This window comes from bacterium SCSIO 12827 (assembly GCA_024397995.1).
Classification (GTDB): Bacteria; Pseudomonadota; Alphaproteobacteria; order Rhodospirillales; family Casp-alpha2; genus UBA1479.
Genome location: CP073746.1, coordinates 1751647 through 1771136 on the forward strand (window position 1 = coordinate 1751647; position 19490 = coordinate 1771136).

Annotated in this window: 25 protein-coding genes and 2 tRNA genes; 16 read left to right on the top strand and 11 right to left on the bottom strand. The window is 60.9% G+C overall.

Features of this window, described 5'->3' with window-relative positions:
• Entirely contained in the window at positions 1-489 is a 489-nt protein-coding gene (locus KFF05_08210) for a Na+/H+ antiporter subunit E (protein ID UTW53315.1), read from the bottom strand.
• 220 nt (positions 490-709) lie between these two features.
• On the opposite strand from KFF05_08210, the gene KFF05_08215 reads away from it, so the two are divergent.
• From KFF05_08215 to KFF05_08240, 6 genes are all read left to right on the top strand, one after another.
• On the top strand, positions 710-1216 hold the full coding sequence (locus KFF05_08215) for a DUF192 domain-containing protein (GenBank protein ID UTW53316.1): 507 nt from the start codon (positions 710-712) through the stop codon (positions 1214-1216).
• Positions 1217-1263: 47 nt separating this feature from the next.
• A tRNA-Pro gene (locus tag KFF05_08220) sits at positions 1264-1340 on the top strand.
• 131 nt (positions 1341-1471) lie between these two features.
• Positions 1472-1780 (top strand): ETC complex I subunit, encoded by a 309-nt coding sequence (locus KFF05_08225; protein UTW53317.1) that lies wholly within the window; start codon positions 1472-1474, stop codon positions 1778-1780.
• Between the two features lie 44 nt (positions 1781-1824).
• Positions 1825-1901 (top strand) — tRNA-Arg (locus KFF05_08230).
• 33 nt (positions 1902-1934) lie between these two features.
• Complete coding sequence (locus KFF05_08235; protein ID UTW53318.1) at positions 1935-2300, top strand: Lin0512 family protein; 366 nt, start codon at positions 1935-1937, stop codon at positions 2298-2300.
• The gene (locus tag KFF05_08240; protein ID UTW53319.1) at positions 2297-2662 is read left to right on the top strand and encodes a Lin0512 family protein; all 366 of its coding nucleotides are present in this window, start codon (positions 2297-2299) and stop codon (positions 2660-2662) included. The genes KFF05_08235 and KFF05_08240 overlap by 4 nt, the downstream gene beginning before the upstream one ends.
• Positions 2663-2686: 24 nt before the next feature.
• On the opposite strand, the gene KFF05_08245 is transcribed toward KFF05_08240, so the two are convergent.
• Positions 2687-2974, bottom strand: a complete 288-nt coding sequence (locus tag KFF05_08245) for a histidine kinase (GenBank protein ID UTW53320.1) — start codon at positions 2972-2974, stop codon at positions 2687-2689.
• Positions 2975-3177: 203 nt separating this feature from the next.
• Here KFF05_08245 and KFF05_08250 point away from each other — a divergent pair, with 203 nt between their 5' ends.
• Positions 3178-4182, top strand: coding sequence for a hypothetical protein (locus tag KFF05_08250; protein ID UTW53321.1), 1005 nt, complete (start codon positions 3178-3180; stop codon positions 4180-4182).
• Between the two features lie 203 nt (positions 4183-4385).
• Here the strand turns inward: KFF05_08250 and msrA are convergent, their stop codons facing one another.
• On the bottom strand, positions 4386-5024 hold the full coding sequence (gene msrA, locus KFF05_08255; GenBank protein ID UTW53632.1) for a peptide-methionine (S)-S-oxide reductase MsrA: 639 nt from the start codon (positions 5022-5024) through the stop codon (positions 4386-4388).
• 158 nt (positions 5025-5182) lie between these two features.
• On the opposite strand from msrA, the gene KFF05_08260 reads away from it, so the two are divergent.
• From KFF05_08260 to KFF05_08285, 6 genes are all read left to right on the top strand, one after another.
• Positions 5183-5350 (top strand): hypothetical protein, encoded by a 168-nt coding sequence (locus KFF05_08260; GenBank protein ID UTW53322.1) that lies wholly within the window; start codon positions 5183-5185, stop codon positions 5348-5350.
• Positions 5351-5377: 27 nt separating this feature from the next.
• Positions 5378-6016: a hypothetical protein gene (locus tag KFF05_08265; protein ID UTW53323.1), complete on the top strand. Its 639-nt coding sequence runs from the start codon at positions 5378-5380 to the stop codon at positions 6014-6016.
• Between the two features lie 90 nt (positions 6017-6106).
• The gene (locus KFF05_08270; GenBank protein ID UTW53324.1) at positions 6107-6373 is read left to right on the top strand and encodes a hypothetical protein; all 267 of its coding nucleotides are present in this window, start codon (positions 6107-6109) and stop codon (positions 6371-6373) included.
• A 43-nt stretch (positions 6374-6416) separates the two neighbouring features.
• On the top strand, positions 6417-7583 hold the full coding sequence (locus KFF05_08275; GenBank protein ID UTW53325.1) for a TRAP transporter substrate-binding protein: 1167 nt from the start codon (positions 6417-6419) through the stop codon (positions 7581-7583).
• 70 nt (positions 7584-7653) lie between these two features.
• Positions 7654-8172 (top strand): TRAP transporter small permease, encoded by a 519-nt coding sequence (locus KFF05_08280; protein UTW53326.1) that lies wholly within the window; start codon positions 7654-7656, stop codon positions 8170-8172.
• Positions 8172-9473: a TRAP transporter large permease gene (locus KFF05_08285; protein ID UTW53327.1), complete on the top strand. Its 1302-nt coding sequence runs from the start codon at positions 8172-8174 to the stop codon at positions 9471-9473. The genes KFF05_08280 and KFF05_08285 overlap by 1 nt, the downstream gene beginning before the upstream one ends.
• A 7-nt stretch (positions 9474-9480) precedes the next feature.
• Here the strand turns inward: KFF05_08285 and KFF05_08290 are convergent, their stop codons facing one another.
• The 4 genes from KFF05_08290 to KFF05_08305 all read right to left on the bottom strand — a co-directional run bounded on the left by KFF05_08290 (position 9481) and on the right by KFF05_08305 (position 13105).
• The gene (locus KFF05_08290; protein UTW53328.1) at positions 9481-10806 is read right to left on the bottom strand and encodes a TRAP transporter large permease subunit; all 1326 of its coding nucleotides are present in this window, start codon (positions 10804-10806) and stop codon (positions 9481-9483) included.
• Positions 10803-11345, bottom strand: coding sequence for a TRAP transporter small permease subunit (locus tag KFF05_08295; GenBank protein ID UTW53329.1), 543 nt, complete (start codon positions 11343-11345; stop codon positions 10803-10805). The genes KFF05_08290 and KFF05_08295 overlap by 4 nt, the downstream gene beginning before the upstream one ends.
• Before the next feature lie 20 nt (positions 11346-11365).
• Positions 11366-12457 (bottom strand): TRAP transporter substrate-binding protein, encoded by a 1092-nt coding sequence (locus KFF05_08300; GenBank protein ID UTW53330.1) that lies wholly within the window; start codon positions 12455-12457, stop codon positions 11366-11368.
• A gap of 444 nt (positions 12458-12901) precedes the next feature.
• Positions 12902-13105 carry a hypothetical protein gene (locus tag KFF05_08305; protein ID UTW53331.1) on the bottom strand — a complete coding sequence of 68 codons (204 nt, stop codon included), beginning with the start codon at positions 13103-13105 and terminating at the stop codon, positions 12902-12904.
• Positions 13106-13284: 179 nt separating this feature from the next.
• Here KFF05_08305 and KFF05_08310 point away from each other — a divergent pair, with 179 nt between their 5' ends.
• Positions 13285-14202 (top strand): LysR family transcriptional regulator, encoded by a 918-nt coding sequence (locus tag KFF05_08310; GenBank protein UTW53332.1) that lies wholly within the window; start codon positions 13285-13287, stop codon positions 14200-14202.
• Positions 14203-14263: 61 nt separating this feature from the next.
• Positions 14264-14629, top strand: a complete 366-nt coding sequence (locus tag KFF05_08315) for a response regulator (GenBank protein ID UTW53333.1) — start codon at positions 14264-14266, stop codon at positions 14627-14629.
• On the opposite strand, the gene KFF05_08320 is transcribed toward KFF05_08315, so the two are convergent.
• The 4 genes from KFF05_08320 to metC all read right to left on the bottom strand — a co-directional run bounded on the left by KFF05_08320 (position 14626) and on the right by metC (position 18189).
• Complete coding sequence (locus KFF05_08320; protein ID UTW53334.1) at positions 14626-15273, bottom strand: MarC family protein; 648 nt, start codon at positions 15271-15273, stop codon at positions 14626-14628. The genes KFF05_08315 and KFF05_08320 overlap by 4 nt on opposite strands.
• A gap of 175 nt (positions 15274-15448) precedes the next feature.
• On the bottom strand, positions 15449-16588 hold the full coding sequence (locus KFF05_08325) for a GTP-binding protein (protein UTW53335.1): 1140 nt from the start codon (positions 16586-16588) through the stop codon (positions 15449-15451).
• Positions 16572-16976: a phosphoribosyl-AMP cyclohydrolase gene (hisI, locus tag KFF05_08330; protein ID UTW53336.1), complete on the bottom strand. Its 405-nt coding sequence runs from the start codon at positions 16974-16976 to the stop codon at positions 16572-16574. The genes KFF05_08325 and hisI overlap by 17 nt, the downstream gene beginning before the upstream one ends.
• Before the next feature lie 22 nt (positions 16977-16998).
• Positions 16999-18189 carry a cystathionine beta-lyase gene (gene metC, locus KFF05_08335; GenBank protein UTW53337.1) on the bottom strand — a complete coding sequence of 397 codons (1191 nt, stop codon included), beginning with the start codon at positions 18187-18189 and terminating at the stop codon, positions 16999-17001.
• Between the two features lie 248 nt (positions 18190-18437).
• Here metC and KFF05_08340 point away from each other — a divergent pair, with 248 nt between their 5' ends.
• Positions 18438-19457 (top strand): amino acid ABC transporter substrate-binding protein, encoded by a 1020-nt coding sequence (locus KFF05_08340; GenBank protein UTW53338.1) that lies wholly within the window; start codon positions 18438-18440, stop codon positions 19455-19457.
• Positions 19458-19490: the final 33 nt, after the last annotated feature.

The window sequence follows — 19490 nt, forward strand, 5'->3', positions numbered from 1 at the left end:
TTAGCGGTCCTCTCCGGGCGCGCCTTCGACGGCTGTGCAGCGGCGGTCCATCTCGCCGGACTTCAGCCCGTCGGCCGCACCCCGCGTCAGCGCGTGGACGATCATCACTCCATCTTCGACGGCGAGGGTCACCGTGCCCGGCGTGAGGGTAATGGAATTGGCGTAGATGACGTGGCCCAGCTCAGTCTTCTGCGTCGCCTTGGTGCGCAGGACCGAGGTATGGACCCGGCCCTTTGGCGACAGCACCGCCTTGACCACGTCGATGTTGGCCGTGACGATCTCCTTGCCCAGCCAGGGCAGGTAGGTCAGCCAGCGCCAAGTCACCTGGATGGGGTGGCCTTCGTGGTCGACCACGTCCATGCGGTGGGCGATGAACACGACCAAGGCGACGGAACCGGCGCCGAAGGCCAGGATCAGCGGAATCGTATAGCCCGACAGCAGCCACCAGAGCGCGGCCAGGCCGATGCTAAGGCTGATCGCATGGAGCACTGAAAGGTTCCCCCGTTCTTCCCCTGGTCGGTATTGCCGCACCATTGAAGGGCGGCGCCGAGCACCACGTTATCCGAGGCTCAGGTATACCACCCAAAGCCATCGACGTGACAACAAAATGGGCATAATTTCATGGAATAACAAGGACGTTCGCGCTGGTATACCAAGGGCGGCGGAAATCTACGGAAGCTGTATTATTAATAGGTGCGATGGACCTGAAATGATCGACAGGATTTTCGGATCGTGGAAAATCACGCGCCGCGCCGCCCTGCGTTTTGCCGGTGTGTTGGCGGTTCTTTGCGTCGTTTTGAGTGGCACGGCCGCACCTGCGGACGGCCAAACGGTCAGATTCGCCGAATCCGAAGTGGTCGTGCATACGGCGAACGGCGCGCATCCGTTCAAGGTCGAGGTGGCGGTCGACGACGCGCAGCGCGCCCTCGGTCTGATGTACCGCCGCGACCTGGCCCCGGACCGGGGCATGCTGTTCGACTTCGGGCGCGAAATCTATATTTCCATGTGGATGCGCAACACCTTCATTCCGCTTGATATGCTGTTTATCGGCGCGGATGGGCGCATCGGATTCATCCGCGAACGCACGACGCCGCGGTCCCTGGACACCATCGAGGCACCGGAGCGCAACCGCGCCGTGCTTGAGGTCGCGGCCGGGACGGTGGCGCGGCTCGGCATCCGCGTTGGCGACCGGGTCGACCACGCGATCTTCCGCTAACCGCGTGCTTGCCTTGGGCAGGCTTAAATCATAGGTTTCCCCCGCGTCGGGGCGTAGCTCAGCCTGGTAGAGTGCGTGCTTTGGGAGCACGATGTCGCTGGTTCGAATCCAGTCGCCCCGACCAGTATCCAGGCAGGCGGCCTGGGGCCGTGCCACCGGGTCCGTCCATGTCACCGTTGACGGGACGGCCCGATGGCCGCATAGAAGACCTTAAGACGCGCGGCAATCGGCCGCGCCAGAATGGGAATTGGGAAGATGAGCGAAGCGCGCATTTTTCAGCCGGCGAAGAACGCCATGCAGTCCGGCCGGGGCAAGTCCCGGCGTTGGATTTTGGAATACGAGCCGGCGGAACCCCGCGTCGCCGATCCCCTGATGGGCTGGATCGGCTCGGGCGATACCCGCGGCCAGCTACGGCTCAAGTTCGACAGCAAGGAAGAAGCCGTCGACTACGCCAAGAAGAACGGCCTGATCTACAAGGTGATCGAGCCCCATACCCGCCGCGTCAAGCCGAAGAGCTATTCCGACAACTTCGCCTTCGACAAGGTCGGCGTCTGGACCCACTGAATGGGGCTGCGCCGGGCCGTGTCTCCGGCGTGTTGTCCGCCGGGGACTCCGTAGCTCAACTGGATAGAGCAGCTGCCTTCTAAGCAGCAGGTTGCAGGTTCGAGTCCTGCCGGGGTCGCCAGTTATTTCAATGACTTAAAGGGAGTGGGCTGCGGTGAGCTTGAAACGCATGGTTCTGCAAATGGGGCAGGGCACCGATATCCACGGCGGGGACAGCACCAAGGCCGCCGAACGGGCCGTGCGGGATGCGCTGTGGCGGAATTTCCTGCAGATCGCCGATGCCCTTGGGCAGCCGCGCGACAACATGGTCATCGAGGTGACCATCGGCGCTCCCCGTCCCGAGACCATCGACAAGGCGGCCGTCGCGGCCGTGTTTCCCTACGGTCAGATCACCGTGACCTGCCAAGAGGGGGGGCTGGAAATCGCGACACCGGACGGCACGGATTCGACCTTGCTTGCCCATGCGGCCGTCGTGGTCCGCATGGATGTTCCGGACGATGTTCTGGGAGACGCCCAATGAGCAAGAAACTGGATCGCGTGATTTTGGAAATGGGGTCCGGCGTTTCTTTGCGCGGGGGCAATTATACGAAAGCCGCCTGCCGCGCCGTCGATGACGCCATCCATCATTCAAGTCTGTCGTTCATGCGCGAATTGGGCCGGGACCCGGATACCGATATGACGGTTGAAGTGACGATCGGCGTACAGGACCCGTCGGCAGTCGATATCGAAGCGGTGCAGGCCATGCTGCCGCACGGCAGTGCGTCGGTCCGTGTTGTCAAAGGCGGTTTGAACGTTCCTTACCCGGAGAGGGGTTACGAAACGGTCATCGCCAGTGCCGCGGTCGCGGCATTCGCCGACATGTCGCGGTACAGAGGCTCTTAAAGGCCGGCCATCCTCAAAACGCTGTTAAGCCGCGTCTTCTTGGGTTGAGCCGGGGCGCCGGGCGATGCCCTTTGCGGCCTGCTCCACGCCATAGGCCTGAACCAGGATGTCCGTCGAGACTTCGGCCAGGTCGATGCATTCCGTCAGCAGGTTGAGGATGCGCATGTTGTTGGCGACGACTTTCTCCGTCTCCCGTTCGTGGGTGGCGACGGAGACATTGCAGCGCGCGATGATGTCGTTGCGCAGGATGCGGAGAATATCCTCCAGCTTGGCGCCGTTGGGGTTGTCGTCCGATACAAGGAGCTTCGTCATGGTCATGGTCCTTTCCTCAATGGGCTCCCCTTCTTATTTCGATATCAAAATAATATAGAGAATCCCTAGGGAAAGTGATGAAAAACACACCCTAGCCATGGGTCGTAGACTGAAATTTTTTTTTAAGGTGAAAGTAGGGCCTATCTTTTAATTGGTGTTGTTTTTTTGAGGCTACTAGGTGTTTTTCTCCAGATAGATTTGTAGTGCCTTATAACGAGATATTGCATATATATAAAATCGGCTTAGTTGAATTTCTGCAAATTTCTTTATGTCTTGGTATATTCATACTGTCTGGTGTCGATGCATATGGGGGAAATTTGATGTGGCGACGAGTTCTGTTCAAACTAAAAGATAGCCGTGTGCTTCTTGTTGTCGGTGCTGTTGTTGTTGCCTATGCTGCAAGCGGCATAGGCGGGTATTTTTACAGTGACCTTCTGCATGTAAATGCGGATGCAATTGTTGTGGCGGTGTATGCATCATGGGTGCAGGACGTACTCTTTTTCAGTCTTGTAGGCATTGCGGTCTTAGCTTTTACAGCGCCGTTTCGGCCAGACATTGCTACGTTTGATGAACGGATCATCGCTTTTTATGGCAGTCGTTCTCCGAAGCCCTTGCGAGATTACGCTAAAGAAGAATTAAAGCGCTATGGGGGTTATTCCCCGTATGCTGAAAGATCTTGGACTATTAGCGACTATAGAGAGGATATAAATGCATTCAAAATTTCAGCAAATGTAAAGTACAATGTGAAGAATATATTTGATGTTGAATATTATGATAATCCGAAAATGAGTGTTCGACCGGATAAGTTCGATATTGATGTAGGTGTTGTGGGAGAGGTTGAATGGATATCCGTGAACGATGTTGGCCAACTTGCGAATGGGCGCGAAGCAATTGATTCGGAACGGGGTTGGAACGGGTCGATTGACTTGCGCATTCCTCCTAACGGGGATGTTCTGCTTGATTGTCAATATTGGATTTGGGCTGGAGCGGGAGTAGAATGTGGCTTCACGCCCCAACGAGTCGTGGAGCATTTCGATATGGTCGTTCGTAATTCCACAGATGGAGTACCCATTAAACTCGGATTGACTGGGGGTAAAATTGTCGACATCAGGCCTGGTGAAGTGTACAAGATGGCGCCAGAGGAGAATGCAACACCCAATGATCGGATTTTTGTGTTGTCCCTTGATGTGATAGAAGAGCCTGCCTAGATAATTGTTAACGGATTGTTAGTCGATTTTTTGGAACTTAAAACTACTGAACTAGCTTTGGAGGCCTGAAATGTTTCTGTATGAGGAAAAGGGTTTCTAGGCAGGTGATCTAGAACACTAGTACCAAGCGAAAGAGCCCCGCATTTTGTGCGGGGCTCTTTAGTTTCTAATGCAATATTTTCTGATTTGAAGTTGTAACTCTTTTAAGATTTGACACCGATCGGGCAGGCCACGCCCGTGCCGCCCAGCCCGCAATAACCCCGGGGGTTCTTGGCCAGGTACTGCTGATGGACTTCTTCCGCGTAATAGAAGGGGCCGGCGTCTTTGATTTCGGTGGTGATGGGGCCGTAGCCGGCCGTGGACAGCTTTTTCTGATAGGCCTTCAGCGAGGCCCCGGCGGCGCGGCGCTGCTCGGGCGAATTTACGTAGATGCCGGAGCGGTATTGGGTGCCCCGGTCGTTGCCCTGGCCCATGCCTTGGGTCGGGTCGTGGTTTTCCCAGAACACCTTCAGCATGTCCTCAAAGCTCGCCTTGGCCGTATCGTAGACGGCCAGCAGGATCTCGTTATGGCCGGTCTGGCCCGTGCAGACCTCCTGATAGGTCGGGTTGGGCGTGAACCCGGCGCCGTATCCCACCGCCGTGGTCCAAACACCGGGGGTTTCCCAGAACTTGCGTTCCGCCCCCCAGAAGCATCCCATGCCGAACACGGCGGTCTCCATGCCGTCGGGAAACGGCGGCTTGATGCGATTGCCGGTGACGACATGGAATTCGGAGGTGGGGATCGGCGTGTCTCGGCCGGGCAGGGCCTGGTCGGCAGTCGGCAATTCTGATTTGTTCGGCATCTTGAACAGGGAAAACATGGCGGCATTCCTCGAAAATCCGGGTGTTGCTCAGCATATAGGAAACACAGCCCGGATATCCATCGTGGCTCTCGAAAGCGTGACCGGGGGCGGCTTCGGCCCGGCCATTTTTCTTGGATCGCGCGCCGTTCGGCCATATTATGGCGGTTATGCAACGGCAGATCGCACTCGCCGCCCTGGTCGGCATGGCTGCTTTGATCTTCGCGCCCGAACTGAGGGACGCGGGGGCCTTCGTGCTGTCGAAAAGCCTGGATGCCAACGCGATCAAGGTGGTTCAGAACAGCCTGTACGGCCTGGGATGCTTCTAACCCGCCGCAGAGCGGCCTGCGCCTGACATGTCCGACACTTCTCAAGACGGTATCCTCGACCTGTGGCCGACCAAGCTGGTCCGCCGGCACCTGCCGGGCTTCGAGGAACCGACCCAGGCCCTGGTCAAGCTGATCCGCGATATGGAGCGGGTGAACAAGAACCTGACCACGGATTATCTGGCCCCCGACTTCTTCAACCTGGACGACCCCGCCGTCGGCTGGCTTCGCGAACAGATCAACCAGACCGTGGTTGATTACCTGCGCGCCATCGGCATCGATTACGATGTGAAGTGGACCATCCAGGGCTGGCCCAACATCAACCGCCTGGGCGATTATCACGACGCCCACAATCATCCGGGGTCGTACCTGTCGGGGACCTATTACCTGAAGATGCCGGGGGCAAAGGAGCCCATGCGCAACCGCGCCGACCTGCGGCCCTCGCACATCACGTTCTACGATCCGCGCCCGGGCGTGAACATGACGGCGATCGCCAAGGATCCCTACGTCGATCCGGAATTCACGGTGCTGCCCGAACCGGGCCTGCTGATGATGTGGCCGGCCTTCCTCAGCCACTTCATCCACCCGAACCTGTCCAAGGAAACCCGGGTCTCGGTCAGCTTCAACATCGTGTTGAAGTGGCAGGACCACTACCTCCCGCGGCAGTAGCCAACGGCATCGGAAACGGACTGGACAGTGGGCCGAGCCGGTCCCTAGAGTCATCCGAGACAAATCGATAGGGCGGGGAGGTGCCACGGCATGGACAGATCGCGTGCGTTTTTTCGGGCGGCGGCCCTGGTGTTCGCCGTTTTCGCCGCCGACATTCTGATCGCCAAGGCGCAGATCGTCGCGGGAAACACAATCCCCTTGCACCTTCCGGAATGGTTGCAGTTCCTGACCCTGCTGCTGGCTGTCGTATTTTTTGTGGTTGGCACCTTGATCCGCGAACGGCAGGAGGCGGATGATGACAATGCCGAAGCTGTCGTTCGTGACGACGGTCGGCCGGACGCGCAATCCGCAAGGTGACGCCCGCAGTCCGTATCAAAACCGTCTTTGGGAGGAGACAACGATGTCAGACAAGCTTCAGCGCGAAAACGTGTTCCAGACGCCAATCGATCGTCGGCGCTTCTGGCAGTTGACCAAAACCTATGGTTTTACCGCCCTGGCGGTGACGGCGGCGGGATCGGCCCTGTTTTCCGAGCAGGCCGTGGCGCAGACGGCCAAGGAAGAAAACGAACGTCAGAAGGCCGCCAAGACGACCATGAATCTGGCGACGGAATATGTCGTGGGCGCCACCCGGTACTATCCGTTGGTGCAGTTGAACCTGAAGGAAAACATCCAGAACCTGACCAACGGCGACGTCTACGTGAAGTTGTCGCCGGGCGGTGTCCTGGGCAAGGGCGGACAATTGGCGTCCAAGGTGCAGTCCAACACCATCCAGGCGGCGCAACATTCCGTGTCCAACTTTGCGCCCTTCGCGCCGGCCATCGACCTGATCAACGTGCCCTATTGGGCCAACACCAACCAGAAGTTCACCAATCTGGTGACCTCCAAGACCTGGAAGGACGACGTCCACACCAAGGTCAACGAGAAGGGCTTCGAGGTGCTGCTCTATCTGGTGCTCGATCCGCGCACGGCGGCTACCCGCAACGGCTTCGGCAAGGTTCTGAAAACGCCGGAAGACATGAAGGGCATGAAGTTCCGCGTGCCCGGCTCCAAGATCCTGCAGCAGTTCTACCGCATGGCCGGCGCCAATCCGACGCCCGTGGCCTGGGGCGAAACGCCGACCGCCATCAAGGAAGGGGTCGCCGACGGCCTGGATCCGGCGCTCGTCGCCCTGTATGCCGCCGGCTTCAGCGGCCTTTTGGAAACCGTGTCGTTCATCAAGTCGGTCGAAGACGCCCAGGTCTATTCCTGCAATCTGCAATGGCTGCGCAGCCTGCCGGAAAGCACCCAGGCCGGTATCCGCACCGCCGCCGACATCACCTTCCAGCAGAACCTGGCCCAGGTGCCGGCATCGCGCGCCTACGCCATGGCGGAAATGGCCAAGGGCGGCACCAAATACTACGCCCCCAACGAGGCTGAATTGCAGCAGTGGAAGGAAGTCACCGGCGCCCAGCGCCCGGAATGGAACGACCTGAAAATTCAGCTTGCCGGAAGCCTGGCCAAGTTCGGCGCCTTCCAGGAAGCGGCGGAAACTCAGGGTCAGTACTACGTGGACGACGTCAAGGGCTGAGGCCCATCCGTGCATGGCGGGCCGCTTGCGGCCCGCCATTTTTCCGTTGATCAATGAGATATAGACCGCGATGACGCGCGCGATCCTACGTACCATCGACCAGAACGGCGAACGCTACCTGCTTCTCGTCTTCTACGCTCTCGTCGTCGCCGTTATCGGCGTCGAGGTCGTGCGCCGGTTCCTGCTGTCGTACTCGAGCATCTGGGGCGAGGAAATCGCCCGTTTTGCCTTCATCTATCTGACATGGGTGGGGGCCAGTGCCGGGGTCAAGAACCGCAGTCATATCCGCATCGACATCATCTATGGCTGGGTGCCGGAACGCCACCATGTCTGGCTGTATGTCTTTGCCGATTTGGCGACCATGGCGTTCGCCATCGTCGCGCTCTACTACTCCATGATTCCGATCCTCACAGCGATCGATTTTCACAACGTCACCGACGGACTGCGCATCAATCGGACGTTTTTCCTGATCGCCGTGCCGCTGGGATTCGCCATGACGCTGGGGCGCATCGTGCAGAACATGGTGCGCGACATCGATGACCACCGTGCCGGACGTCCGGTGTACCGCGGCAAGAAGTTGTTCGAGTGATGTACCAACTATACGCCGCGTCAACGGAGCTGGGTTGGACGGTCTACGGGCCGGTGCTGGGCATGGCCGCCCTGATTTTGCTGGGAGTGCCGATCTGGGTTGTTCTGGGCCTGGGCACGGCGCTGTTGCTGTCGGTCACCGAAGTTCTGCCGTTGACGTTGATCGGCGAAACCCTGTTTTCCGGCATCGACAGCTTTTCCCTGATCGCCGTGCCGCTGTTCATTCTGACGGGCGACGTCATCGTCACCACCCGGATGTCGCATAAGCTCTTGGGCTTGGCCGAAGCCTCATTGGGCTGGATCCGCTCCGGCCTGGGCACCTCGACGGTCATGGGCTGCGGCTTCTTCGCCTGCATTTCGGGCTCCGACGCCGCCGATGCGGCGGCGCTCGGGCGCATCACCATTCCGCATCTGGTGGCGAGAGGATATCCGCTGCCCTATGCCTGCGCTCTGGTGGCCAGCGGCGCGACCACCGGCATCCTGATCCCGCCGTCCATTTCATACATCATCATCGGCCTGACATTGGGCATCTCGGCGTCGACACTGTTCCTGGCCGCTGCCCTGCCGGGGGTAATGGTGCTGCTCGCCATTATCCTGACCAATGTCGCCGTGAATCGGGTGCGCGGCTATGAGCGCAGCTCGGGTGGTTTTTCCGTGCCGGTGTTTGGCCGCGCCTTCTGGGCGGCGCGTTATGCCTTGATGGTGCCGTTCATCATTCTGGGCGGGATCTATTCCGGCATTTTCACCCCCACGGAATCGGCCTCGGTGGCGGTGCTGACCGCAATCGCCATCGGTTTCGGCACGAAACAGCTTCGCCTGTCGGACGTCCCCCGCATGATGGAACGTTCGGCCGAAGTGAACGGCGTCATCGCGCCGATCATCGGCATTGCCTTGTTGTTGGCGCAGGCCCTCGCGGCCCTTGGCGTGCCGCAGGCCTTCGTCGGCACCATCACCACCCTGACCACCGAGCCCTGGATCGTGGTCCTGCTGATGCTGGGCGTGTTCGTGGTCGCCGGATGCGTCATGGAGACGACGCCGAACATCGTCATCCTGGCGCCCCTGATGCTGCCGCTGGCTCAGGAAATCGGCATGGACAGCATCCATTTCTGCATTTTCATGGTTACGGCCCTGGGCGTCGGCTTCATCACGCCGCCGCTCGGTCTCAATCTGTTCGTATTGTCGGGCCTGACAGGGGTGCCGGTGATGCAGATCGCCGTACGCGCCGTGCCCTATGTCCTGACCATGCTGGTGGTCGTGCTGCTGCTTGCCTTCGTGCCGTGGTTGTCGCGGTGGGCGATCTAAACAAGCGCTACCACCCGATCGCCTTGGGCAGCCAGGTCGCGATTTCCGGGAAGGCGAACAGCAGGCCCAGCGCCACCATCTGCAAGGCGATGAACGAAATGACACCCCGGTAGATGTCGCCGGTGGTGATTTCCGGCGGCGCCACGCCCTTGAGGAAGAACAGGGCCCAGCCGAAGGGCGGCGTCAGGAACGAGGTCTGCAGGTTCATGGCGACCAGGATCGCAAGCCACACCATGTCGACGCCCGAATTGGCGAACACAGGCAGGAACAGGGGCAGGGCGATGTAGGAGATCTCGATCCATTCCAGGAAGAAGCCCAGTACGAAGATTACCGCCATCATGAACAGAAGGTCGGCGGTCACACCGCCCGGGATGAATTCGAACATGTAGCCGACCAGGTGTTCACCGCCGAGGCCCCGGAACGCCAGGCCGAAGGGTTGGGCGCAGATCAGGATGAAGAACACCATGGCCGAGGTCAAAAGCGTGTTTTTGCAGACGTCGGCCAGGACGCGCAGGTTCAACCGTCCACCCATGAGCGCCAGGATGAGGGAGCCGAGAGCGCCCATGGAGGCAGCCTCCGTCGGTGCCGCGACGCCGCCGACGATGGAGCCCAGCACGGCGAAGATCAGCACCAGCGGCGGCAGCACGACCTGCACCAGCTTGATCAGCAATTCGCGACGGCCCATGGCGTCGCGTTCGGTTTCGGGGATGGCGGGGGCCATGTCGGGGCGGAAATAGCCGAGCAGCAGCAGGTAGAGGGCGAGAATCCCGGCCAGCATCAGGCCCGGCACCATGGCGGCGGCGAACAGCGTGCCCACGGACAGACCCAGGATGTCGGCCAACAGGATCAGCACCAGGCTGGGTGGAATGATTTGCCCCAGCGTGCCCGAGGCGCAGATGGTGCCGCAGGCCAGGCCCTTGTCGTAGCCGCGCCGCACCAGGGGGCCGAGCGCCAACAGGCCGACGGTGACGACCGTGGCCCCGACGATGCCCGACGACGCCCCCATCAGGACGCCGACGATGATGATGGCAAGCCCCATGCCGCCGCGCAGGCGCCCCATGGCATGGCCAATGACGTCGATCAGGTCCTCGGCCATGCGGGATTTTTCCAGCATCACGCCCATGAAGATGAACAGCGGCAATGCCAGCAGGGTGTAATTGGTGACCACGCCGTGAATGCGCCCCGGCAACAGGCCGAACAGGCTGGTTCCGAAGCCGAGGTAGCCGAACAGCAGGCCGGAGACGGCCAGCGAAATGGCGACGGGAATGCCGATCACCAGAAGTCCGAAGAAACCACCGATCATGCCGATGGCGAGCAGTTCCATCTCCGTCATGGCGCGCTAACCAGCTGGGCGCGCGCGGCGGCGAAGGTGGTGAGGGCACCCATGGCCTGACTGATCGCCTGTAGGCCGAGAAGCCCGAAGCCCAGGGGAATGAAGGCTTTCAGAACCCAGCGGTAGGGCAGGCCGCCGGGATCGGGCGAGCCTTCAAGAATGCCGTAGGACAGCTGCACATAGGGCAGGGACAGCACGACGATGGTGACGGAAACCCCGATCACGAGAAAATCCGTGACCAGGTCGATCACCGCCTGCCAATGAACGGGCAGGCGGGCATAGAGGAAATCCACGCGCACATGCTCGCCCTTCTGCATGGCATAGGACATGCCGATCAGGGCGATGGGCGAGACCAGATGCCATTCCAGTTCCTGCAGGGCGACGGAGCTGATGTTGAGGCCATAGCGGGTGAGCACGTTGCCCGCGACGACGAAGACCATGAGCAGGCCGCAAGCGGCCGCGAGACGGCCCGCCCATTCCACCGGAATGAGCAGGGCCGCTTCGAGACGCCGCAGGCCCGAGGGGCTGCGTGGATTCATGTGCGATTACCTCGCCCGGGTTAAGACGAGATCATGCCCTGATAGGGCTTTTCCGAAATCGCCGCCCAAGACCGATGCTTGGCGCGGAAGGCCATGAAATGGTCGTGGACCTTCTTGGTCAGCGGATCGGCCGCCGATTTTTCCGCCAAAACCTGTTCGGTCAGCGTCTTCAGTTCGGCGACGACGGCGTCGGGCAGGGTTTGGGCGATGACGCCGTGGTTGGTCACCAGATCCGTCAAAGCATCGGCGTTGTTGGCCTCGCTCCAGGCATGGCTGTCTAGGTTACAGGCCTGGGCGCAGGATTTGACGATGGCCTGAAGGTCCTTGGGCAGGCTGTCCCAGGCCTTCTTGTTCATCAGCAGTTCCGTCACGTTGGACGGCTCGTGCCAGCCGGTGGTGTAGTAGTACTTGGCGGCCTTGTGCAGGCCCATGCGGCGGTCCTGGAAGGGGCCGACGAATTCGGCCGCGTCGATCACGCCGCGTTCCAGGGCCGGGAAGATTTCCCCGCCGGGCAGCAGCTTCACGGCGACGCCGAGTTTTTCGTACACCTTGCCGGCCAGGCCTGGAATCCGCATCTTCAGACCGTCGAAATCCTTAACGGATTCAATGGGTTTCTTGAACCAGCCGGTCATCTGCACGCCCGTGTTGCCCATGGGCAGGGCGGTCAGGCCGTAATCGGCATAAACCTCGTTCCACAGCTCCAAGCCGCCCGCGTGGTACATCCAGGCGTTAACCCCTTGGAAGTTGAGACCGAAGGGTACGGTGGTGAAGTACTGCGCGGCGAAGATCTTGCCGGCCCAGTAATAGGCGTTGCCGGCGTTCATTTCGATGGTGCCGGCGCGCACGGCGTCGAAGCCTTCCTTGGGCGGGATCAGTTCACCGGCGGCGAAATGCTGGATGTTCAGGCGGCCGTCCGACATTTCCTTCACGCGGGCGCAAAAGTCCGTGGGGCTGCCCGGGCCGACCGTATAGAAGGGGGCGCCGGCCGGATACATGTTGGTCATCTTCCAGTTGAAGGTGTCCTTGGCGCGGGCGATGGCCGGGGCGGCCAGCAGGCCGCCGGCGGCGGCACCGGCGGTTGCGGAGGCTTTCAAGAGGTCTCGGCGATTCATGACGTTCTCACTTTTCCCTGTCTGATTGGTTTTTGGAGGCACCGGTTATGGTGATGCGTGCCAAACGAATGGTCGGGGTGAACGCCGGGCGCCGTTGCCGGGCGGGTCTGTCCTTCTCTGAAATCCGAATCCGGTCAAGCAACTGCCTGATTCCATATGAATTTGACACTACCTAGCCCTGGCGGCTGGTAGTGGATTCGGTGTCGTTGTTTGAATGGGAACCCGCGCCGTTGCGGGATGGAAGCTGGCCACTGAAGGGCCGGGCCCATGCGGGCCGAAACAATTGGGCCGGACCGGGGCGCCCCCTTCCTATGGCTGACTGGGCCAAGGGGGCGCCACCGCTCCGGCCGACGGAGTAAGGACGGGACCACGCGCGGTGGGAGGTCCGCTTGAACGCCCGTCCTATAGCTACTCCGCCGGAACCCGTGGTGGTACGGGTTTAAACTAGCGGGCGCCTGCGGCGTTCGGATGGATCAGGCCATCTAAACCGTGGCGGATCGAGCCGACAACGCGGGCAATGCCGCGGCCGAGGGCGAACAAATGATCGCGTACCGCTTCGGCGCGAAGCAATTCGGCTTCGTGCAACATCCGCGTCATTTCTTCGGGGGAGATTTCTTTGTAGGTCGTATGTCCAATGATGTCGTTCATCTGAGGACTCCTTTCGAGGGTTGGTGTGCGGTTGGTCACTGATTCTGCGGCTGCTGCAATGCAACAATCGTGTTGCAGTGCAATATAATGGTAAGATGGATCAGCGATAATCCCCTCGAAATGCACAAGGCTTGTGACTTTCGCGCACAAACGGTAAAAAATTAATCAGGAATAAGTTAATGGATATAGCGACACAGATGATCATGTTCGCCACCGTCGTTGAAAACGGCGGGTTTTCCGCGGCTGCGCGGGATTTGGGACTGACCCCGTCGGCGGTCAGTCGCCAGATCGGCCAACTGGAGGATCGCCTGGGCACGCGCCTGTTGAACCGGTCGACCCGACGCATCTCCCTGACCGAGGTCGGGCGTGCCTTTTATGCGCGCTGCGCCGACGTATCGCAGGGCGTGCAGGAGGCCGAGGCCCTGGTCCTCAACATGGTTGACCATCCTCAGGGAACCCTCAAGGTGGCGGCAACCGTGGCCTTTGCGAAGGCGCAGCTTTTGCCATTGTTGCCCGTGTTTCTGGCCAAGAATCCGGATTTGAAGATTTCCCTCGACGCCACGGACCGGGTCATCGATCTGGTCGAGGAACAGGTTGACGTGGCCATTCGGTTTTCCGAGCAGATCGACGATTCGTCCGTGGTATCACGCAAACTGGCGACCAACCGGCGGGTCTATGTGGCGGCGCCATCCTATGTCGCCGAACATGGCCTGCCGCGTACTCCGGACGATGTGGCGAACCATAATTGTCTGCGGATTTCGACGGTGGAGGCATGGAATACCTGGACGTTCGAGAATGGCGCCGACCTCCAGCGGCTGCCGATCAAGGGCAATTTCGAGGCCAACAGCGCCGACGCCATCTATTATGCGGTGTTGGCGGGCGTCGGAATCGCGCGACTTTCCACATATCTGGTTAACGATGCCTTGGCCCAGGGACGCCTCGTTCGCGTGCTGCCGGATTATGCGGACGAGACCTCGGACATTCTCGCGATCTATTCCAACAAACGGAATCTGTCGCCCAACGTGCGTGCCTTCATCGACTATTTCGCCGAGAAGTTCGGCCCCGTTCCCCCTTGGGAAAAGGAACAGGCGGCCTAGACGGCGGCGCCTGCAAGCCCTACCTAATGGTCAGTTGATCAGACATTGCGGACAGACGCCCTTGAAAATCTTCATCGTCGATGATGACGAGATCACGCTTGAAATTCTGAGGTCCATTCTCGAGGGCGCCGGCCATGAGGTGACGAGCGATCTCATGGGGGCCACGGCGATTTCGTCCATCAAGAAGCATGTGCCGGATGTCGTGTTGACGGACCTTCAGATGGCCTCCGTTGATGGGTTCGACCTGTGCCGCGAACTTCGCCAGATCCCCCGCCTGCGCCGGACCAAGATCATCATCGTATCCGCCCATTCCGCCGAGACCTGGAAGAAGCGCGCGGCGAAGCTGGGGGCCGACGGTTATGTCGAGAAGCCGATCAATGCGGACAAGCTGCTGGCCCTGATCGAGGAATTGGTCAAGACCGCCTAGGTTCCGCCGGCCAGCCCGGTCAGCAGGTCGCTGGCCCGGATGCCGTCAAACAGGAACTGTACGGCGAGCGCCGCCAGCAGAATCCCGAACACGCGCGACAGCACATGCACGCCGGTCACGCCCAGGCGTTTCTGAACCTGCGCCGCCACAAGCATCAGGGCCAGGGAAATGATCAAAACCGCCGTCATGGCGGCCGCCACGGCGGCTAGGCGCAACGGATCGCCATGGGCGTCGGCGACCAGCAGCAGGACCGCTCCGATCGTGCCCGGCCCGGCGATCAGCGGCGTCGCCAGTGGAAACACCGAGACATCCTTACGGGTAATCGATTCGGCATCTTCCTCGTCGGTGGTCGACGTTCCGCCGGAGGACCTGGCGAACACCATGTCGATGGAAATCAGCAGCAGGAGAATCCCGCCGGCCGTGCGGAGCGCGGGCAGGGAGATTCCCATGTACGTCAGTACCGGTTTTCCCAACACGGCGAAGAACAACAGAATGCCGCCGGCGATGACGACCGCGCGCACAGCCGTGCGCCGTCGCGCCGTTGCCGAGGCCTTGGGGGTCAGGGCGGCGAAGGCGATGGCCACGTCGGGCGGCCCGACGGTGGCGAAGAAGGTCGCGAAGGCGATGAGGGCCAGTTCCAGCATCAGCGGATACTAAGACATTCCGGGCGCGGGCGGTATCCGCGCATCACCCAATCAAAACGCCTTGATGTAAACCCCGCCGCATTCGGCGGTATCGGCCGCAGCGGCGGGGGGCAAGATGGGCATCAGGCAAATCGTCAGAACGGAAGGTCAGCGCCCGAAACATCCCGTGTCTCGGTTATTCTGTCGTGGCGACGAAGGCATGGAACGTGTCCTCGATCACCTTGCGGCCGATGTCGCGGGTGATGAACACGATCTTGGATCGGTGGTCGTCGTCCGGCCAGGCGGGCAGGCCCACGGGCGGGTGGAACAGGTGCTGCACCCCATGCACGGCGACGGGGTTGGGCTCGCCCGCGACGTTCAGGATGCCCTTGATGCGCAGCAGGTTTTCGCCCTGGGTCGTGATCAGCATTTCCATCCAGGTGACGAATCCGTCCCAGGGGATCGGGGCGTCCACGGTCATGCAGAAGGATGAAATGCGCGCGTCGTGGCGGTTGGGGTCATGGTGATGATCATGCCCGTGATCGTGACCGTGAGCATCGTGGTCGTGGTGGTCATGGTTATGGACGTCGTGGTCTTGGGCAAAGGCTTCCTCGCGCAGCCAGCCCGCGACGTCGGCGATCTTGCGGTCGGTGGAAAACAGCCCGGCGTCGAACAGGTCCTTGGGCCCGAAGTCGGCGGAGGCGTCGAACACGGGGGCCGACGGGTTGAGGATGCGAAGGCGGTCCTGGATCGTCGCCAGTTGTTCAGCCGTCGCCAGATCGGTCTTGGTCAGCACGATGCGGTCGGCGACGGCGGCCTGTTTCACGCTTTCCGGCTGGGCGTCCAGGGTCTGCGGCCCGTTCACGGCGTCGACCACGGTGACGATGCCGTCGAGCCGATAACGCGGCCCCACGGTCGGGTCAGTCATTAAGGTATGGATGATGGGGGCGGGGTCGGCCAGGCCCGTGGTCTCGATCACCACGCGCTTGAACCAGGGGATTTTCTTGTCAAACCGCTGCCAGAACAGCTCGCGCATGGCGTTGACCAAGTCGCCGCGCACAGTGCAGCACAGACAGCCGGAATTGAGCAGCACCGTGTCCTCGCGGGTTTCCTTGACCAGCAGATGGTCGATGCCGATGTCGCCGAATTCGTTGATCAGCACGGCGGCCTCGCCCATGTCGGGATGGGATAGCAGTTTGTTGAGCAGCGTCGTTTTCCCGGCCCCGAGAAAGCCGGTCAGCACGGTGACGGGGATGGTCTTGGCGATTAGCCGGGCGTTGACGTCCTGCGGCGCGTCGGCGGGGGCGTCGTCCCTGGCGTCAGTCTTTTCCGCCATAAAGGGCCTCCGGCGTGACCTCGGGCTCGGCGATGACGCGGATGTCGCCGTCGCGCACGGCGTGGAAGAAGCAGTTGTGGCGGCCCGTGTGGCAGGCCACGCCTGTCTGATCGACCAGCAGCAGCACCGCATCCTCGTCGCAGTCGAAGCGGAATTCCTTCAACATCTGAACCTGGCCCGAGCTTTCGCCCTTGCGCCACAGCCGGCCCTTGGAGCGGGAGAAATAACAGACCCGGCCCGTTTCCAGGGTTTCACGGATGGCGTCGGCGTTCATCCAGGCGAGCATGAGCATTTCGCCCGTGTCGTGCTGCTGCGCCACGGCGGGAATCAGGCCGGCTTCGTTGAATTTCAGGCGGCCGATGACCCGGTCCGCCACGTCGTTGCTCATACTCGTCGTCCTCGTTACGTCGTCACCTCGCTGCGTTGAGCCGCGCAAAGCCTTCCTCCAGGTCCTCGATCAAGTCCTGCGGATCTTCCAGCCCTATATGGAGGCGTACCATCGGATTGTCATGGCCCCAGGTCACGGCCGTGCGTGATCCCTTGGGATTGATGGGAATTGCCAGGCTTTCGAAGCCGCCCCAACTGGCGCCGATGCCGAACAGATCCAAACCATCGACCATGGCCGCGACTGCGGCCTTGGGGTAATCGCCGAGCATCATGCCGAACAGGCCGGACGCCCCCGTATGGTCGCGCTTCCACAATTCATGGCCGGGGTCGGAGGGCAGGGCGGGGTAGAGGACGCGTTCGACCTCGGGCCGGGCGGCCAACCAGGTCGCGACTTCCATCGCGTTTTTCTGGTGGCGCTCCATGCGCACGGACAAGGTGCGGATGCCGCGCAGGGCCAGATAGCATTCGTCGGGCCCGGCACGCGACCCCAGGGTGTTCTGCATGCCCTTCAGGGCCTGGAACTGCTCCTCGGTCGCGACGGTGACCGTGCCGAGCATGGCGTCGGAATGGCCGCACAGGTACTTGGTCCCGGCTTCCAGCACGATATCGACGCCCAACGTGAACGGATTGCAGAAGAAGGCCGATGACCAGGTGTTGTCGATCACGGTGATGATGTCCCGCGCCCGTGCGACCTTGGTGATGGCGGGCACGTCCTGCACCTCGAAGGTGTGGGAGCCCGGGGATTCCATATAAATCATGCGTGTGTTGGGTTGGATCAGATCCTCGATCCCGGCACCGATCAGAGGGTCATAGAAGGTGATCTCGACCCCGGCACGTTCCAGAAGGTTGGCGCCGACCCGCTTGCGCGTCGGGCCATAGACGGAATCGGAAATCAGCACATGGTCGCCGTGCTTGAGGAACGTGATGGTCGCCGCCGCGATGGCGCCCAGGCCGGATGGAAAGGTCACGGTGCGGTGGGAGCCTGCGTAAAGCGCCGTCACGGCTTCCTCGACCGCGAACTGGGTCGGCGTGCCCGAACGCCCGTACTGCACGCCCTTGAAGGGCGGCCGGTCCCGGGTTTCGAATTCCTCGATGGTCGGGAACAGCACGGTCGAGGCGTAATAGATGGGCGGATTGGGAATGCCCACGTTGTCCCAGGGCTTCATCGCCGTATGGGCGATCACCGTGTCCTTGCGCCGTGATTTCTTCGTCATTTCAGGGGGAGTCCTTGGTTGGTTGGGCGTTTTGGCAAGATAGCGGGAAACCATGTTTTCGCAAGGCGTTACACATGCGCACCGCTTCAAAGGGAGCGGCTTCCTGGGGAAAAAAGACAATCATTCTCGCTTGAGGGATTTTTGTAGGTTATGTTACGCCTGTAAGCCTTCGCGGGTGCGGTATGAACATTCGCCCGCGGAAAACAAAGTAATAAACCGATTTCAGATAGCCAGGGAGCAATCTACAAATGTTCAAACGAGCAAGTATTGTCGCCGCCGCAGCTGCGGTCGTCGGCATTGCCACGGGGGCACAAGCGGCAACGCTTGATGACGTCAAGGCACGCGGAGTTCTGCATTGCATCGTGAACACCGGCCTTCCGGGGTTCTCGTTCACCGACGCCAACGGTAACTGGGCCGGCTTCGACGCCGACATGTGCCGGTCCGTTGCCGCCGCCGTCCTCGGTGATGGCGACAAGGTGAAGTTCATTCCGGCCACCGGCAAGACCCGGTTCACGCTGCTGAACTCCAAGGAAGGCGACGTGATCTTCCGCAACACCACATGGACCTTCGTGCGCGACGTGGACGTGAAGCTGACCTTCATCCACCCGACCTATTACGATGGCCAGGGCTTCATCATCCGCAAGTCCAAGGGCGTGAAAAGCGCCAAGGAACTGGACGGCGCCACGGTCTGCATCCAGACCGGCACGACGACCGAACTGAACCTCGCCGACTTCTTCCGCGCCAACAATATCAAGTACACGCCGGTGCCGATCGAAGACAGCTCGGAAGCGCGTAAGAATTATCTGGCCGACCGTTGCGATGCGTACACCACGGACGCCTCGGGCCTGGCCGCCACCCGCGCGACCTTCGAAAAACCGTCCGACCACGTGATCCTGCCGGAAATCATTTCCAAGGAACCGCTGGGACCGGTCGTCCGTCATGGTGATAACCAGTGGGAAGACATCGTCCGCTGGGCCGTGTTCGCCCTGATCCAGGCTGAGGAATCCGGCGTCACCGCCGCCAACGCCGACGAAATGGCCAAGAACCCGCCGAACCCCGACGTCGCCCGCCTGCTGGGCGCCGAAGGTGACCTGGGCGCCATGCTCGGTCTCGACAAGGCCTGGGCCCTGCGCGCAATCAAGGCCCGCGGCAACTTCGGTGAAATCTTCGAGAGCAATCTCGGCACGAAAACGCCGATCGGTCTGGAGCGTGGGTTGAACGCGCTCTATACCGCAGGCGGTCTGCAGTACGCGCCGCCGTTCCGGTAAGCCGGGACTTAATCGTGCAAACGACCTGAACGA